Annotated in this window: 15 protein-coding genes; 7 read left to right on the forward strand and 8 right to left on the reverse strand. The window is 26.9% G+C overall.

The window, feature by feature from the left end:
• A partial coding sequence (locus tag B4A23_RS06990; RefSeq protein WP_291118399.1) for a S9 family peptidase occupies window positions 1-1,753 on the forward strand: 1,753 nt, incomplete at its 5' end.
• Between the two features lie 1,046 nt (window positions 1,754-2,799).
• Here B4A23_RS06990 and B4A23_RS06995 read toward each other — a convergent pair.
• Genes B4A23_RS06995 through B4A23_RS07005 form a run of 3 tightly spaced genes read right to left on the reverse strand, consistent with a single transcriptional unit; the run spans window position 2,800 to window position 5,088 of the window.
• On the reverse strand, window positions 2,800-3,558 hold the full coding sequence (locus B4A23_RS06995; RefSeq protein ID WP_291118401.1) for a hypothetical protein: 759 nt from the start codon (window positions 3,556-3,558) through the stop codon (window positions 2,800-2,802).
• Between the two features lies 1 nt (window position 3,559).
• On the reverse strand, window positions 3,560-4,309 hold the full coding sequence (locus B4A23_RS07000) for a hypothetical protein (protein ID WP_291118403.1): 750 nt from the start codon (window positions 4,307-4,309) through the stop codon (window positions 3,560-3,562).
• Entirely contained in the window at window positions 4,306-5,088 is a 783-nt protein-coding gene (locus B4A23_RS07005) for a hypothetical protein (RefSeq protein ID WP_291118405.1), read from the reverse strand. Before B4A23_RS07005 ends, B4A23_RS07000 begins: the two co-directional genes overlap by 4 nt.
• An 833-nt stretch (window positions 5,089-5,921) precedes the next feature.
• Here B4A23_RS07005 and B4A23_RS07010 point away from each other — a divergent pair.
• On the forward strand, window positions 5,922-7,352 hold the full coding sequence (locus B4A23_RS07010; protein WP_291118407.1) for a tetratricopeptide repeat protein: 1,431 nt from the start codon (window positions 5,922-5,924) through the stop codon (window positions 7,350-7,352).
• 123 nt (window positions 7,353-7,475) lie between these two features.
• Here the strand turns inward: B4A23_RS07010 and B4A23_RS07015 are convergent, their stop codons facing one another.
• The 5 genes from B4A23_RS07015 to B4A23_RS07035 all read right to left on the reverse strand — a co-directional run bounded on the left by B4A23_RS07015 (window position 7,476) and on the right by B4A23_RS07035 (window position 12,547).
• Window positions 7,476-7,730 (reverse strand): hypothetical protein, encoded by a 255-nt coding sequence (locus tag B4A23_RS07015; protein ID WP_291118409.1) that lies wholly within the window; start codon window positions 7,728-7,730, stop codon window positions 7,476-7,478.
• Entirely contained in the window at window positions 7,690-8,430 is a 741-nt protein-coding gene (locus B4A23_RS07020; protein ID WP_291118411.1) for a DUF5712 family protein, read from the reverse strand. The genes B4A23_RS07015 and B4A23_RS07020 overlap by 41 nt, the downstream gene beginning before the upstream one ends.
• A gap of 2 nt (window positions 8,431-8,432) precedes the next feature.
• Entirely contained in the window at window positions 8,433-8,981 is a 549-nt protein-coding gene (locus B4A23_RS07025; RefSeq protein ID WP_291118413.1) for a BfmA/BtgA family mobilization protein, read from the reverse strand.
• Window positions 8,982-10,664: 1,683 nt separating this feature from the next.
• Window positions 10,665-11,762, reverse strand: coding sequence for a hypothetical protein (locus tag B4A23_RS07030; protein ID WP_291118415.1), 1,098 nt, complete (start codon window positions 11,760-11,762; stop codon window positions 10,665-10,667).
• Window positions 11,763-11,764: 2 nt separating this feature from the next.
• Window positions 11,765-12,547, reverse strand: a complete 783-nt coding sequence (locus B4A23_RS07035) for an RNA polymerase sigma factor (RefSeq protein WP_291118417.1) — start codon at window positions 12,545-12,547, stop codon at window positions 11,765-11,767.
• Between the two features lie 751 nt (window positions 12,548-13,298).
• Here B4A23_RS07035 and B4A23_RS07040 point away from each other — a divergent pair.
• The 5 genes from B4A23_RS07040 to B4A23_RS07060 all read left to right on the forward strand — a co-directional run bounded on the left by B4A23_RS07040 (window position 13,299) and on the right by B4A23_RS07060 (window position 18,120).
• Complete coding sequence (locus tag B4A23_RS07040) at window positions 13,299-13,547, forward strand: helix-turn-helix domain-containing protein (protein ID WP_291118419.1); 249 nt, start codon at window positions 13,299-13,301, stop codon at window positions 13,545-13,547.
• 217 nt (window positions 13,548-13,764) lie between these two features.
• Window positions 13,765-14,610 carry a hypothetical protein gene (locus tag B4A23_RS07045; protein WP_291118421.1) on the forward strand — a complete coding sequence of 282 codons (846 nt, stop codon included), beginning with the start codon at window positions 13,765-13,767 and terminating at the stop codon, window positions 14,608-14,610.
• 213 nt (window positions 14,611-14,823) lie between these two features.
• The gene (locus B4A23_RS07050; RefSeq protein ID WP_291118423.1) at window positions 14,824-15,891 is read left to right on the forward strand and encodes an ABC-three component system protein; all 1,068 of its coding nucleotides are present in this window, start codon (window positions 14,824-14,826) and stop codon (window positions 15,889-15,891) included.
• Window positions 15,878-16,351 carry an ABC-three component system middle component 2 gene (locus B4A23_RS07055; protein ID WP_291118425.1) on the forward strand — a complete coding sequence of 158 codons (474 nt, stop codon included), beginning with the start codon at window positions 15,878-15,880 and terminating at the stop codon, window positions 16,349-16,351. The genes B4A23_RS07050 and B4A23_RS07055 overlap by 14 nt, the downstream gene beginning before the upstream one ends.
• Complete coding sequence (locus B4A23_RS07060; RefSeq protein WP_291118427.1) at window positions 16,351-18,120, forward strand: hypothetical protein; 1,770 nt, start codon at window positions 16,351-16,353, stop codon at window positions 18,118-18,120. Before B4A23_RS07055 ends, B4A23_RS07060 begins: the two co-directional genes overlap by 1 nt.
• Window positions 18,121-18,536 lie beyond the last annotated feature (416 nt).

Genomic DNA, 18,536 nt, shown 5'->3' on the forward strand with positions numbered 1-18,536 from the left:
TATGGATGAATCTGTTCGTGTATTAGCGGATGGAAAGTATATTGAATTTCAACTAAATGAAAAAAGTACCGAAGATTCTTTAAAAGGAATTGAAAAATGGTCTACCAACGATACGTGGGATTACCTCAAAGATAAAAGAATAAAAATACAGGATGCGTATAAACGATTAATTTGGTCTGTAGGTGAGTACAATACTGTTATGGAAATAAAAGGAAAACAATTTTCTCTTGATAATCATGTCCCTTTTGCTTTGACATTTGATAGAAAACAGTATGAACCACAATATAGATATTTTGAGATTGCAGATGTTTATTTAAATGATTATCAATCAAAAAAATCATATAAAATAATCGATAGTTTGTATACCAATCCTAATTTTATTTCTGTTTCACCAAATGGAGAGTACATTGCTTATTTTAAAACGAACCATTGGAATTTGTATGATGTAAAAAAGCAAACGCATAAGAAACTAACAACAAGCCTTTCTCAATTTTTTTATGATAGAACTAAAGCAGATACTGACAAACCGCCTTTTGATCAGCCCTATTGGTCAGAGGATGGAAAATCTATTCTACTAACGTCAACCTATGATTTGTGGCAGTTTAGTATAGATAAAAATGAAGTAAAGCAAATCACCTTTGGAGAACAAAAAGAAGAGCACAATCGTTTGGCATCTATCAATTTAACGAACTCATCAAATCGTAGTATTGACATGAATAAACCACTGATTATTAAACTCCTTAAAGATGATCAGTCACATGGAATAGCGTTCTTAAAAAAGGGAAAGGTCATACACTCATTTAGTACGAATGCCGAAATCAATCAAATCTACAGCAATAGCAACAAAAATAAATTGTATTATAGAAAAGCAAAGTACAATGAATCACCCTCTATTCATGAACTTTCCACTAATCATACAACGCGTCTTATTTACCAAAGCAACTCTAAGCTAAGTGAATACGACTTAGGTTTTTCTAAAAATATAAACTATACATCTATAAATGGAAACGTGATGAATGGCGCTCTTTTATATCCTTCTCAGTATGATTCTACGAAAACATACCCTATGGTTGTGTACATCTACGAAAATATATCGAAAAAAGTAAATGATTTTGTTATTCCTACATTATACTCCAAAGATGGATTTAATATTCTTAATTACATTACAAAAGGGTACTTTGTTTTATTACCTGATATAGAATATGAAATTGGTAACCCAGGTATTTCTGCTTTGGTAAGTGTAGAAAATGCGGTTAAAAAAGCAATAGAACTGTCGACAATTGATTATAAAAGAATTGGTTTAATTGGACATTCATTTGGTGGATATGAAACAGCCTTTATTGCTACACAGTCAAAATTGTTTAGAACTGCCGTTGCTGGGGCTGCTGTGACTGATTTAGTTAGTTTTTACCATGATATTAGTGTTTCATTTTCCACTAATCAATTATGGCGATTAGAAAATTACCAATTAAGAATGGGTGATAGTTTATATAATTTAAAAGATAAATATTACAAAAACTCGCCTTTATTTCATGTCGAAGAGTTACAAATACCAGTTTTAATATGGACAGGCAAAGAAGACTATAATGTAAATTGGTACCAAAGTGTGTATTTTTTTATGGGAATAAAACGATTAGGAAAAAAAGCCGAATTACTTTTATTTGATCATGAAGGGCATGCCTTAAAAAATAAAACCAATCAACAATTTTTATCCAATAAAATAAAAAATTGGTTTGATACGTATTTAAAATAAAAGAAAGAGATTTCTCGATCACCTACAATGATGGATTTATTTTCAATTAATCATTTGAAAATAAAGGAAGAAAACTTACTTACTTATTTATACAAAAAAAGAGATTATAAATGATAGAATCCCTTTCAGCGGAGAGTGAGGGATTATTTCATATTCCCTAGAAAAGAAAGTAATTCTAAGAAAACTCTAGATACTTCGTATCTATTATTTTTTGTTTTTCCTTTCTGTTTTATGAAAATGAAATTTTCAACAACTTCAGAAAAACAAAAAACCCAACAGATTACTCTATTGGGTTTTCTTAGCGGGCTGACAGGTACTTCAGTCGAACCTTTGATTTTATTTTTGACATTTTTAAATAAACTTTGATTTTCAGATTTTCAAAAAATAATTCTATAAAAACATAATGAAGAAAATGATATGATTTAAGAATAAATAAAAAATGGTACTCTTTGTCTTCCAAAGGTACCATTTGTCTTTGCGGGCTGAAAGGGAGTCCAGTTGAAAGTTTGATATCTTTTTTGACATTTTTGGATAAGTTGTAATTTTAAAAATTCAGAAACTGACACTTTTTATTTCAATGGCTAGTCTTTATAATTATATATTTGATTTTATTGAAATCTTAACGTTAAAAGTCAATTCTTAAATTAAGTTATTTCATCTAAATGATTCGTAAAACGAAACTTTGTTGACTGAAGTTTAGAATGAATAATCAATCGATATGAATTGAGTTTATCAGTGTAAATTTTTGTTTAATTATTCTTGTTTTTTTTAAAAATATTTTATTTACATAATTTTAAATAAATCAAAGACACAAAAAGAAGATCAAATAGTATATATTATACTATTATAATAGCAAAAAAATAAAGTTAAAACTAAACAAATGAGTTCCATAAAATTTGGGACTCATTTGTTATAATAATTAATTTTAAGCTTCTGAAAATTTTACAATAAATCTTATTATAGAGTAAAGTTATTAAATGTACAATAATTAAATAGTAATGTATACATTTGAAATATTATATAATAATAATTTTTAAAAACAATCTCTAATTCAATTCACTATACAATATACTAATAAATGAGGGACCTTGATTCCATCTACTAATAGGGTTTCCTGTATTAGCTGAACTATATATGATATTACCAGGATATAAAATTATTGATGTTGTTGTTATACAAGAAATATTATATTTACTAGTCCCACTAACATTATATACTGTGTAATCACCAGTATAAGAATCATTAGATGTGTCAATGAATAAACCAACTTGCCCATTAGATATAGGAACATTATTTGTGCTTCTACGATAATTATCCAAGTCCATTCCAATTGTAATATGATATATTCCTTTTTTATTGATGGTTAATCTATTTAAATTTTGATCCCATACTCCAAATTCTGGCAAAATATTTGAGTTTATGATAGGAAAGCTCAATATTCTTGAATCACCATTATCTACATTAAATGATGAAATATCATTTCGCTGAGCACTAAAAATCTGAATAGTAGATGATTTTAATTTTTCAGTCCAAATAGGAGATGTATTTTTTCCTTTTGATGTTAAAAATAAACCCTTAACTCCTGAATCTCCACCTGGCATTAATGCTCCATTAATATAAGTGTTAGAAGCATCATCTACTTTAAATAAATTTTTTGATAAAACATTATTTATATTTATGGAAATAACATTTGAATCTTTGTTAAGAATATCTAATGTTGCTATAGGATTTTCTACATTTATACCAACTTGACAAATAAGTAAGTTAGGAATTAATATTATTAAGACGTTTAATAAAAACTTCATATTAGTTGTTGCTTTTTGGTGAATAATTAATATTTATTGATGCATAATCATATCTCCATTGATAAGATAAATATGAAGATATTTTAATCACTGTATCTTTTTCCAAATACCGACTAACTTTTCCTGTAAAATTTGTAGTAAAACCATCTCCTAGAATATTTGAACCTTTAAAATATTGATTATAGACTCCCATATGTATACCTAAAACTCCATTTCTATTTGGTTGACTAGCAGTTGTATGTGACTTAAGATGTACAATGACTTCATAAACACCTGATTTATTTACTTTATAAGTATCAAAATTAGCATTCCATTCACCAACTTCTGAACTATTTATATTTGTTATACCTTTAAAAGAAATAGTACTACTTTGTAGTCCATTAAAGTTTTCATTGGTAGTTTGAGATTCCTTACTACCATTATAACCTATAACAACGTAACTTCCTAAAGTAGTTTTTAAAATATCTGTCCAAATTGGTGGAGTATTAGCTCCTTGAGAAGTTAGTACATAATCTATGTTTCCTTTATCAGAATTTAAATAAAGTAAATTATTGAAATTTACATTGCCATTGTTATAGATCTTAAAAAAATTATTGGTTGAATTTATAATTTTTAAAGCTTCATTTTGTAACTGATCTTTTGTTACAATATCTAATGTTGCTGAAGGATTATTAGTATTAATTCCGACCTGAGAAATAGCTGCATTTGATAGCAACAAACAATATAAAATAAATAATATTTTTTTTATCATAATGAGGCATATTTTATATGAATAGATCCTGCTGTTCTTTTCCATTTATAGTATTGATTTACCACGTTAATTTTTATCTTTTCGTTTACATCTAAAAGTTGTACAATTTCAGCATTCATATTATCATAATATATAGGATTTGATACATTAGAATTCCATGTGGTTCCTGCATTAATTTGATAAGTTTTAGAGCCAAGATATAAATTCATTTTACTTGTTGAATCAGGATCAATTCCAGGTTCCATTTCAATTTGCACTCCTGCATACACATAATAAATCCCTTTTTTTAAAACAGTAAATTCATTTGTTGACGAATTCCATATGCCTATTGCAGGATCTGCTACTAAGTTCGTATTTTCAAACACATACCTATTCCAATAGTTTATAGGTTGAAAAGTAGAATTCTTAATTGAATTAGCATTAAAAACTTCAAAAAGTTGCTTTGTGTCTTTTGGTACAATTGATTTCCATACAGGTGTATCATTTCCATTAGATACAAAGTACTCTTCGTTATTTCCTGCATTGTTGTTAGTCATTAAAGCACCAAAAAATTCAAAATTTCCATTACTATACAAATTGAAAATATTATTATTTTCATTGTTTGTAATTTTAATAGCCTTGTTAGATTTAGATACATCTGAAATAATATCTAATAATGCATTTGGATTTTCAGTACCTATACCAAGTTGTCCAAAAATGGTTAAAGGACTAAATAAAAAGAATAATTTTTTTAGCTCTATAGAAAAAATAGAAGCTAATGATTTTTCTAAGGTTTTCATTAAGTTTATTAATTTGTTGCAACAAAATTAAATTAGAAATTATTGTTTGATTGAATTATAAGCTATCACATAAGTAACACATATGATTTTATACATATTTTTATAATTATCTCACTTTTAGATAGGATTATAATTATTATATATCATTTATAGAATTATCCTAATAATTATTCAATTCAATAGAAGTATTATATAAATTACAAGATATTTGAATTAGAAATTTTTATATGTAGTTTAGATAAAGTATAAATCTTGTATTTGTTTCAAAATAATGATAATCATATATAAAGTTCAATTAATAGCATATTATATTAATGTTATTTTTCTTTAAAACTATTTAATAATAAATTATTGTAATTGATTTTTTTGAAAAAATCCGAAAACTTATATTGTTATTATGAAGATCACGAAATAGTATTTTTTTTAAAAGAGATTTAAGTGAATTAATTGATTAAAAAAAAAGCAGAGCAAATAAATTTACTCTGCTGAATTTTCTATTTATTAAATACTAATACTCTTTCATAGGTTTAATTAATAAAATAGTGATGTAAAATTAAATCTTTTAATTACTTCAATTGTAATAAATCAATACTACATAAATATCACATTTTGATTATTAGAATATATAAAGTGCTATAAAGTATTTTTATTGTTAGTATTCTATTAGGACTCATTATAAATACATTTCGTTATTAGGCTAATATTTAATTATTTATATAAATTTGCCAATTATTAGTTATATCACATAACTAACACACTTTAAAACATGTAATTTTTTTAATATAAATGGCATAAAGATTGGCTTTGAAGTTAAAACTATTTCAAACTATAATATGAGTAAATTTTTATTAATTATACAGATAATATTACTTTCTAATACAAACTTTAATACAACATCGAATAAGGATATTGATAAAATACTAACTGAGTCAATTATAAAATTTAGTGAGTTAAATACTTATCAATCCTTTAAATTAGCTAATAAAGCTTTAGAACTCTCTCAAAAAAGAAAGTATGAAATAGGAGAAATTAAAAGTTATATTTATATGGCAAAAGTACTTACGGAATTGGGAGCTTATGAAAAAGCTATAGATTATCTAAGTAAGGCAGATGAAATTAATATAGAATTAGATGATTTAATGAAAGTTGAATCACATAGACTTAGAGGTATAATTTATACAAACCTGGATCAAGGTATTGCTATTAATGAGTTTAGAAATCAATTAAAACTTTCACAAAAACTAAAAGACAGTAAAAAAAGACAATTAGGTACATTTTGGGCTTATCAAAATATGGTTCATTTATTCGATATAGTCGGAGAAAAAGATTCTGTCTATAAATACATTAGTTTACAAAAAAAAATGTTAAATGGATTTAATGAAAAACAAGACTTTATTAACTTTTCTACTGCTTATACTCAGGTTGCAGATTATTTAATTAGTATCAATCAATACGATGAAGGAGAACTATATCTTTATAAGTCATTAGATATTTTACAAAAGTATAACTCTCCTTATCTTTATAATACTTACACAAGTTTAGCTCGTTTATACAATTTAAAAGGTGACTCTGTTAAAGCAATTGAATTTTATAAAAAATCTATCTCTAATGCTAAATTTTTGAATAGTCCGAATGCTTTAAAAGAGAGTTACAAAAATTTGGCGGATTATTTAGTGAACAAAAGAAATTTAAAAATTGATGCTAGTGAATATTACTATGAATACAATAAATTAAACGATTCATTAAAGAATCAAAATAAATTATTAACTAATAAAGTTTTTAATCATATTGTTGAAAATGAAAAGAATGATTCAGTTAAGAAATTGAGACATACTTTTATCATTATACTTATTGTAATCATTTCATTAGTTTTTATATTTTACTTATATTTAAAAAACACTACTTTAAGAAGATCAGATATTAGAAATAGAATTTCTAAAATTGAAAATGATTATAATTCATCTATTAACGAAGATAAATTTCAAAAATTAATAGATTTATTAAAAGGTAACAACCCTGAATTTCTTATACTATTTAAAGAATTATATCCAGATTTCGTAACAAAAATAAAAACTTTGAATCCCAGTATTAAAAGTTCTGAATTATCTTTTTGTGCAATGCTTTATCTAAATTATTCAACAAAAGATATTGCAGAAATTACATATGTTACAGTAAGAGCTGTACAAATAAGGAAAAATAGATTAAGAAAAAAATATAATATTGATTCTAATATTGATATTAATAAATGGATGAGAAATTTATAATTAATAAATGTAAGTAAGACATTAATCAAAAACATATAAATTTTATTTTTCTTAAAAACAATCAATTCTTATATTTCTAATTTTTATATGTTTACTTTTAGCATGTACACAAAATAAATTATTCTATGGAGGAAAACTTATCTTTTTCTTTTTCTTTTGAATTGATCGCTCTTCTATATCCTCATTTTCTTGAAGATTATTGGTAAATAGTGGGGTAATAAATCCTGTTGAAATTTCTAGAGTATTTATTACTTTCTCAAAATCAATCGACTTATTTCTGTAGATATCTTTTGTGATATCGAAAATAGTTTGTCTATCTGAATCATTTAAGTTGTTTTCAAGTTGATTGAGTAAATGAATTGTTTTTTTTTTCTGCATTACCATTTTTCATAATGAGTCTGTAGTGCAGTGAGTCTTCTAATGAGCGATTAAATTCAAACATTTTATCAAAAATTAGTTCGCCTGATTCTTTAAAAGCTACTCGATCAAACTGTCCTAATTTAGCAGAATGACTCTGATTTTTACCTCGTGAGGTATTCATTGGACTAAGTTTGATTTTATTTGTACGATCCTTTCGACTGACAATAATCTGAATATGCATTTGTTCTCCAGTTTTAGTTTCTCCTATTTTTGCAAGTCCTTGTTTTACTTCTTCATCCGTATGGTGGTAATAGCGATGATGTTCTAATTTTCCATACCACAGTAAATCTTTCGCATTTTCAATTCCATTGCGTTTGAAGTTTTGAGCGTAAGCCTCCATTATATGACTGGCATATTCTTTTAACTTTTCTTCTGCACCTTTATTTCCAAAACACTCCTTTAAATGCATAATTTCTTGTTCGCTTGGGCAAATATTAATGAGAAAAAACTTGGCATCATTTCGACTTAATTTAGAAATATTATAGTCTATATTTACACGAACTTCTTGAGGTGAAATTGTTTTATTTTGATAATTAAACCAATATTCAAATTCTTTCTTTTGTTCTGGTCGTTGATTTTCTTTTTCTAAATACTTAACCAATTGTCCACAACTCCCTTTGTTATTACCTGTTTCAGAATCTGTAATATGGATAAACATCTTTATAGATTTTTAAGTGATTGTTTTATACGATTGACAAGCTCTTCTTTTTTTAATCCTGAAGTTGTCCAACCCATTTCTTCACGCTTGTAGATATAATCATCTAATAATTTAATAAATTGTTCTTTGAGAGCTTCTTTTTCTTTCTGTTTGGATAATAAATATTTTAATGCATTTGTGATCTGTAGATTTTGTTTCGTAAGTATTGAAGTTTGTTTATTTTCTTCTATTAAATATTGTTCTATTTTTTCTAACAACTCTTTTTGACTATTTGAAGCATTTTTTAGAATAGCAGTATCAGAAAACAAAGGCAATAAGAAATCTTTTTCTTGTTGTCTAATAAAAGCTATAATACGACTGATTCCTGAAGAAAGTTCTTTCTTCAAGATTTCATCTCCTGCATCTGAAGGATCTTTTTTACATCTATAAAAATAATCAACCATCTGACAAAACAATTCTTTTTTACTTCGTCTTAAATTTTCAGACAGCTTCTCTAATTTTTCATCTGTTTCTTTTGGATAACGAATACTATTGGTATTATTCTGCTTCATCTACTTAATTTTCTAAATCAACTACATCTTTTCTTTATGTATACCTCGTAGTATACTATTTTTGTGATTATATAAAGCTTATATGGTCAAAAGTATACCTCTGGTATACGAAAATCCTCTGTAACGCAGTAAAGAGGCAAGCGAGTAGGGCTCTGCCCAACTCCCGCTTGCTTTTTCCAAAACATTTATATGTTTCCAAATAATTGTATAAATGAATACATTTTACTTTGACCATTCGCTCCAAAATAATCGTTCTAAAAAAAAATACTTTGTAAAAAAAATAAGTTTTTGGATACTGCATTAAGCTTTATATGATTATTTACAAAGTAAGGTATCTATGAGGAATTGATTATAAGACAAATTATGTCACTAAATTCCAAATGCTACCATTTAGAAATGAAGATTGCAAATCTGTTAGAAAATCAGAATATATAGTATAAAAGAAATACAACACTATTGAATTATGTTTATAGATAGTTAAATACGCTTTTAAAGTAGCAAGTGGATATATATTTACTTAAATATGTACATATTTACATCAATACGTAATTACAATTGTACGCTTTTATGTAAAAGCATTTTACTATATGTATATACAAGAAATTGAAAATAACTAAATCTTTATTTAGATTTAGTTTTCAAAAGAAAAAGGAGAAAAAGAAAGCAGTAAATCGGAAAGGACAGTGCAGAGACAAAAGGAAACGGATTAAGTCCCAAAGGGTGAAACAGAAAAAATAACTTTATTTTTGTTTTTCTGTTTCATTATGCCGTAAGCTTTTGGCTGGCTATAGCGTGGGAGTCCTTTCAAACTTAGCTGCCTTTTTATTTCTTTTGATTGAAAATCTATCCTTTTTAATCAAATCACTTATGAAAGTGAATAATCAATAATATTTAGTAAAGTTGGCTGTCACAGCCATTGAAAGGATAACAAATGTTATGCTTTTTACCTATCCGATAAAAACTCTTTAATAAGCTGAGAAAATAGCGGATGAAAATTAAAGTGTTTTGAGGATTGAATCTCTATTAATTTTTTTATTTTAAGTTGAATATAGATAGATGAAAAATGTTTTCCCATAAATTCACTTTGTTGTAAACGAACTCCAATTCCGAAATACGAATTTCAGACAAATATACGTTCTCATTATCTTGCTTTTAACATCAAAGAGTATCTGCTATTAATTATTGATGAAAGTAAGTGAACCCACGCGTTGTATATGTAATTTACATTTAGTGAGTGTTCGTGATCAACCTCACCTTATGGGTGTACAATCACCCTCAAAATTATAGTGTTTTAAGATTTGAATTTCTATTATTTACCCAATCAAGGTTAAACATAGACAAACAAAATTTTTATAATCTTCAAATTCATTTACTTAAATAAATTTTCAAAACTGACTTAAGAGTTGTATTCGAGTTTTTTTTAAAAATCTTCGAATTGTCTTTTTAAATAAAAAAATTCTAGATCACACGACTACAAAATATTTAACATACATTCTACTATCACTATGTTGCCTTTATCCTGCCTTTATCCTGCCTTCATCCTGCCTTCATGTTGGGAGTATCCTGCTATTATCTATTGGTGAAAGAACGATAAGTAAGCCGTTGTATATGTTGTTTACATTTAGTGAGTGTTCGTAATCAACCTCACCTTACGGGTGTACAATCGCCCTCAAAAATTATAATTTATGCTATAATAAGCTCAATTCCTGCTTTGTCAGCTTTATATTTTATTTTAGTCATCAGTTCATAATAACTCCAATTCCTCAGTACAAATTCTTCTTCTTTGGCTAGCTCCATCTTTTCTTCTTGATCCAATAAAATAAGTGTTCCTGCTTTATTATTGATACAAAAATCAATTAACCTTCTACTGTAAACATGTAATCGATTATGTACGTAATTACGTTCTAATTCACTCATTTTTTCTAGCGCTTTTAGTTTTCTCGTTCTTCCTTTGCCCGATTTAGCATAGCTTACTCCTGCTTGCATTCGTTTACGGGACGCTTGTATCGCTAATCTTCTATACAAAAACTCTTCTTTGGTTCCGATGGAAAGTCTAGATTTACCTACTTTAACAACCAATGGATATTCTAATGATAAGGAAGCTTCTGCTATCCTTTCGGGTTGTAATTGATGGTTTTCTTTTTCAATTTCTACAACAGCTAACCAAAATATTTTACCTTTTTCTATTTTTATTTGCGACGTACAAAGTTTAACTTCACCATTTACTACTTGTTCCAATAGTTTTTTGTTACCTGTAAAATCTCTTCCTAAATAGGTTTTGAATGGAAGTTGAAACAATCGAAAACAAAAACTTTTTTTCTCTGGATGATAAGATAATTTGCTAATACCTTCCAATCCAAAAGGAAATGCCATATCCCGTTTGAAGTTTTTTAAAGAAGCTTCTCCTCTCCAATATTCTTGGTAATCTTTGTTAAAAGTACTCTGTAGTCTACTATTTAAACACGATAAGATATTCATCGGAATTTCACCCTTAAAACGATCTGATATCACACGATAAGTGGTATTTATTCGCGAACGTTGTAAGATTCCTGCTTCATCTTTCTTTTCATCAACCAACTTGTGTATAACCCCTTCTGAAAGATACAAGAACTCTTTCACCATCGCTTGTATATACAAATGTGAAACGATCAAATTAGCGGCTCTATAACATCTGTTTCTCCATTTATAAAGTATTTCCAAAACCTCTTGACGTTCTTCTTGAGTAGGTAAATCAACAATTAACTGTATTTTTCGAGTGAGTATTAAAGTAGATTTCTCCATCATCAATAGTTTAGGGATTGAACTTTATTTTGTTGGGTAAATTTATAGGCGACTATAAACTCATTGTGTACTTCTTTCTGTGACAATTGTAATTCTTCTGCGATGTTTGCAAAAGATTGTTTATGCTCGCATCGAAGTTGTAAAATCAATGATTGTGTTTTGGTCATCTTTTCTAGCTTCTCTTCTGTAGAGACTGTTTTGGTTTTAATAAATAACTTATCTTGTTGATTTAAAATCTTCTTTAGGTCTGTTATAGCACTTTTAATTTCATTACTTGTTTCGGTGATTCCTCTTCCCATTGCATGAGCAATGGCTTTATACTGAAATCCATGTTTTAAACAGAGTTCTATCAAATGTTTTCTTTCAGTACTTAGTAAGGGTAATACTTTTATAATTTGATCAAAATAGTGCTGTTGCGTTTCTTGTTCGTTCAGGTTTTCTATTACATCAGCGGGATCATATCCAGCTAAATAACTTTGATAATTCTCATAGTTCTCTAATGAATTCACATTTCTAAAAAACTTATTCTTCGGTTTAGCATAATGAGAATAGCAACTGTATTTCATTACAAATCTCAAAAAGAAAAAGATATGATCAGGGGACTCTATCTTTTCTCGATATTCCCAAAGTTTCAGAAACACATCTTGTAACAAACACTCCACTACAAATTCATCCTTAATTAATTGTTTACCAAACCAAAATATTCGTTTATTATATCTAATATAAATACGTTCCAAAGCAGTAGAATTACCTTTTTTTAATAATTCAAATTCTTTTTCTAGCATAATAATGGGTTTTACTATAATAGTTTTGATTTATTGTAAGTTTATAGGTTTTCACAACTTAAAATGAATCTTAGTCATTTCAACTATACTTATTGCTTACAACTTAAAGTAGGTAGTAGCCCCAATAAATTTGGAAAAATGTCAATAAAGGTTTTACTTTTAATGTGCGAATAAAAAAGATAAAACAAATGCTGTCAAAGTCTCAATACTGAGGCTCCGATAGAGAGCATGTAAAGAAAGGATACCTCTTTGCTTTACCTTCCGTGTTTTAAAAATGTTATAAATACGGAGTATTGTTCTTTAAAAGAATGTATAAAACAAACAGACTTTGTCTGGTGGTTTTTTACGGATGAATGGAAATTGTTTCGTTCTCATTTTTTGTTGGGTTTTATGGAACGATGGTTATCGTGTATGAAGAAATTCTTGCAAAAAAAGCAAGGCGGCTTCACACTTTAGTACCGAGGGCGACCAAACCCTACTTAAATAAATTTAAGCTTCTACCTAAAGCATATGTGAAAACCGCCCATGCCGTATGCGAAAGTACAAAACTTTTGAGACATGGAGCGATTTCACGATACTCTCGATAGAAAATTGGTCGTTTCGGTTCGAGATTACATCGTTTTAATTATGACGATTAAAAGTCTAATTATCAATTCGCTTATACAAATATAACAATATTTTTGAATTATAGGGATATATCCCTAAAGAAATTTTTAATAATAATCTCAATTTGCTTTGAAATACTTTAGAAATGGATATAATAGATGAATTTTTAATTGAAATAGGAAAGCAAATTTCATATCTAAGAGAAAAAAACAATCAAACTTTAGATGATTTAGAATTCTTAAGTGGAATTGATTCAAGCGATATTAATAAGTATGAAAAAGGAAAAACGAACTTAACTATACGTAATTTAATTCGAATAGCTAAAGCTTTAAATGTTCATCCAAAAATTCTGTTAGATTTCGATTTTGATGTCAATAAATATAATAATGAATAAAGGCTCCAATAAGGAGTTTTTTTTATTCAACTATTTATATAAACAACAATGGTTATAAATTAGGTTATTTTATATATTTGTTATTTAAAACGAAATGCAGATAAAGCTGTTTTTTACGAAACTTTTCTATCATTTACTTAGTAAATTACGATGCTAGCTGATATTCTCAAATAAACTTTAAGATTTACTATATTTGCACACATTCACAAAAAACTAAATGACAGCAGATATATTTTTTTTTATAGGTTATATTTTCATTATATTAATTTTATTCTTAATTCCTTTCACAAAAAGAATTTTTGAAAAAAATATTGCAGAACTTTTTACTATTTCATCAGGGTATCTATTCCTATTAGCAGACATTAAAAATGAATCAAAGAATAAAATTATTTTTGATTTATCATGGGCAGAATTAAATACTTCTCTTGTATTTATTGGAATTTTATTAATAATCATTGGAGTTATTGTAAATTTCTCTCAAAAGAATAAGAATTTATCTTACACACAAATGCAAACTGAATTGCAAACCACACAACAAAAGTTTAAAAATATCGAGAAGGAATACTTTAAATTATGTTCTGATAATATAAGAGTAATTTTTGAAAATTTCTTTTCATTAACAGATGGCCAAGGCCGAGTAAGTATTTATAAATTTGATGATAATCAATTTAAACTTTTAGGAAGATATTCTAACAATCCTGAATTTAATAAAATTGGAAGGGGAAATTACTCATCTAATGAGGGATTTATAGCTAAAGGTTGGCAAAATGAAACATTTAAAATTGATTCCTGTCCGAAATGGACAGGAAAAGGTAAAGAATACAAGGATTTTATGAAAAGTGTTTGTAATATTTCAGATACTGCTTTAAGAAAAATTAGAATGAAAAGTAGATCGTTTTTCATATACAGAATTAATAATGAAGATTCTAGACCGCCATTAGGAATAATTGTATTCGAACAAATAAAACCACAACCAATAGACCAACAATTAATTAAAAATATCATTTTGAATCACGAAGCTCAAATACAATTTCTAATTAAATCAATGAAAACGATTGGTTAAAAACCTCAGCTAACATGGCTATGTGTTACACAACTTAATATTTCTGATAAAAATAAATTATTTAACCTCGCTAATTGTTTTTAAGCGAGGTTTTTGTATTTACGTAAAACCGTAATTTATTTATGATAGTTTTTTAGATATTTGAGAATATTTGTTAATTAGATTCATTAAATTATAAATCTAATAACGAATTTTAAAAAATCTTATAAAAAAATGTCAGTAGAAAAGTTTACGTCAAGCTTTGAAGTTACAAATGGAGCTAATATAGTTCCCATAAAAAGGATAGAAATATTTTCTCCTGAAGAATGGGAACTATTTACGGAAGAATATTTAGAATTACTTCGAAATGACTATATAGAAATCGAAAGAATTGGCGGCGCAAATGACAATGGACGAGATGTTATTGCTTATATAGAAACTCCTTATAAAGAAAATTACAAATGGGATTGTTTTCAATGCAAACATTATGACCATTCATTATATCCATCTGACATTTATGTCGAAATTGGTAAAATTTTATACTATACATTCAAAAAAGAATACCCAATTCCTCAAAACTATTTTATAATTGCGCCTAAAGGCTGTGGTACTTCACTGTCAAAATTGCTCCAAAAGTCTGAATTATTAAAAAAAGAAATCAAGGGAAAATGGAAAAATAATTGTGAAAATAAAATTACAAAAATTGAAACTATAAAATTAGAAGGAGAATTTTTAAAATATGTAGAAGAATTTGATTTTAATATATTCAAGAAAACTAATATTAAAACTGTTTTAGAAAAACACAAAAATCATCCCAATCATATTACTAGATTTGGAGGAGGGCTTCCAGCTAGACCAAAACTAAACGAAAAAGAAATAGACGAAGTGAAATCTAATGAATTAGTATATGTTAAGCAACTATTTCTTTCATACGAAGACGAGTCAAAAAATAAATTTCTAAAGAAACAAGATTTGATTACACATATAAATTATCAAAATCATTTCAATAGAGCAAGAATAAATTTTCATTACGCCGAACAGTTAAGAAATTTTTATAGAGATAGTTTACCCATCAATACTTTTCAAGATTTTCAAGATGAAATTTATAATGGTATTGTTGATACGGTAGAGGACTATCATGATAATGCTTTTAAAAAAGTAAAAGAGGCTGAAAAACTTGCTTCAACCCTTCAATTATCTTCAAATCCTTTAACTACTGTAAGTATAGTAAGTGATAGAAAAGGAATATGCCATCAGTTAGTTAATGATAAAAAAATAGTTTGGAAAAATGAGTCAGAATAGCCCATTTAATAATCCATTAGAAGTTGGATTAAGGTTACTTTGTATTCTAAATGAAGCATATCCTAAGAAAATTAGTTTACAAAGTTTAATTTACGTTGATTATATAATCATTCATTCTGGAGATTTCGATAGTGAAATTGAAAGTATTCACGCACCTGTTCCATATAGAGAAAGTGAAATTTATATCAGAAGAAATTTAATAAAAAGTAGCTTAGATTTCTTATTAAACAAAAGTTTAATTGATATCAGCTATGATGCAAATGGCATAATGTATTTAGCGTCAGAAAATTCCACACCTTTTTTGGAGAACTTATCTGAAAATTACACGTTAGAATTAATTAAACGTGTCAGTTGGTTTTTCCATAAATATGAATCTATAAATGAATCCATATTAAAAATTATTTTTGACAATAAAAAAAATCTTACACACTCAGAGTTTAACCTTGCAATCTTAAAATAATGACGGGATATATTTACAAAGAATTACGTTTAACAGGAATTAATAAAAAAGATGCAGTCATTTTGTTTAACTCTGGCTTGAATGTTATATCTGGACCTTCGAATACAGGAAAGACTTTTATATTTGATTGCATTGACTATATGTCAGGTTCATCGGTGAAATTAAGAAACATCCCTCAATTAAAGGGATATACAAATATTTTCTTAGAAATCGAATCTAACAATCAAACATATACATTAGAAAGTGAAATTGCCAATAATAATATTTATAAATTATATCGATCAAAAATTAGTAATTTAAATACTGAACCTGAAATTTTAAAACGAAAATCTGATGCTAACTCTAATGATAATATAAGTAGTTTTCTCCTAAATCTAAATAATATTGGTAACAAGAAAATTCGAAAGAATGAAAAAGGAGATTTAGTTAATCTATCATATAGAAACGTTGTTAAACTGGCTTTAATTAATGAAGAACGTATTATAACAAAAGAATCTCCGATCACTTCTCACTATACTAAAAGTACAGAAGAGTCGAACATATTAAGATTTTTCCTCACTGGTATTGATGATAGTAATATTCAAAAGAAGATTTCTACGCAGGAAATTCAAAAAAGAAAAGGGAAAATCGATTTACTTAATGATTTTATTAATAATTCCCAACTTGATTCTAATATAAATATTGTAGAAGTCGATGAACAATTAAAGAAAGTTGAAAATTCTTTGAATAATTTTACTCAAAATTTTAATCGAATAAAAAAAGAGTATTTATCACTTGAAGAAGAATACAAAGTCAAAAATATAGCTTTTCTTGACTTTCAAAAAAAATATGATGAACTTAGTGAATTGCAAAAAAGGTCTTACATTTTAGAACGACAGTATTTAAGTGATATTTCACGATTAAAATCTACTATCGAATCTGGACTTTTTATGTCTGAAACAAATATTTCTTCTTGTCCTACGTGTAAGCAAGAAGTTGAAGTAAAACAATTAGATGTAAATCAAATTATTACTTCTTGTGAATCTGAAATTCAAAAAATTAATTCCCTATTAAAGGAACTAAAAGTATCGCAAGAATTAATTATTTCCGAACATAAAGAAGTGGAAATTAATATCTCTAAAATCAAGTTAGAAATAGAAGATGTAAGAATTAAACTAGAACAAGGGATAGGTAGTGAACTTGATAAAACTTTAGAAACTTTATCAGTTTTAAATAATAAAAAGAGTCAATTAATTGGGATTCGTGATATACTTAAAAAGAAAGAGTCCTTCTCACAAAGTATAAAAGAATTAAAATCATCAATACCAAACGGAAAAACAAATTATCCATCTCTTACAACGAACAATTTAACAAAGCTTTGCAGTAAAATGTCTAAAATTTTAAAAGATATTAATGAAAATAAGGATGTTAAATATAACAAGGAGATATTTGATTTTGAAATAGGAGATTCTTTTAGAGGTAGTTACGGTAAAGGATATAGAGCGATTTATTACGCCGTTTACATTATAGCTTTACACGAAATTATGGAGGATAAATCTTATAAAATTGGTGTTCCTGTTCTAGACTCTCCTTTAGTTACATACAAAAGTCCAAAAGCAGATGGTGAAGGAATTGAAGTTAATCTTGCTTTAAACTTTTATAGATATTTGACTAAAACTAATATTAAACAAACTATTATTATTGAGAACGAAGAGCCTCCAATTGATATTCTAGATAAAATTCACCATATTAAATTTAAAGGTTTTGGAGATGGATTTATTCCAAATTGATATTTCCACTAATATAGATAATTGTTTAACAACTCTAATTTTAGAGACAAAACACAAAGTAGTATAAATAACAACCTCTTTAAAATCGATTTTAGGGAGGTTTTTTGTTTTACGCAATAAGGTATACCTCTTATTTTGTCGTCATTTATTTTAGTAATAAAATAGTCCATTTCCTCTGAGTTTTTTCGAGTGTTCTTCAACAATGGTTCGAGAAAAAGGTTGTTTTGTCGAACAACAATCGAAGGATTGTCGAAGAAAGTAAGTAAAAAGAACGTTTTTGCAGGTGTATTTTTTTTTAACGTTTGATCTCTACAAATCACAAAACTAACCTCTTGATTAATTCCTTAATTAATCAAAACCAATACCTGACATATAGCTCCAACAAATGCCTATTTATAGCTACTTCATCATTTAAA

Source organism: Empedobacter sp. UBA7248, from assembly GCF_002472945.1.
GTDB lineage: Bacteria > Bacteroidota > Bacteroidia > Flavobacteriales > Weeksellaceae > Empedobacter > Empedobacter falsenii_C.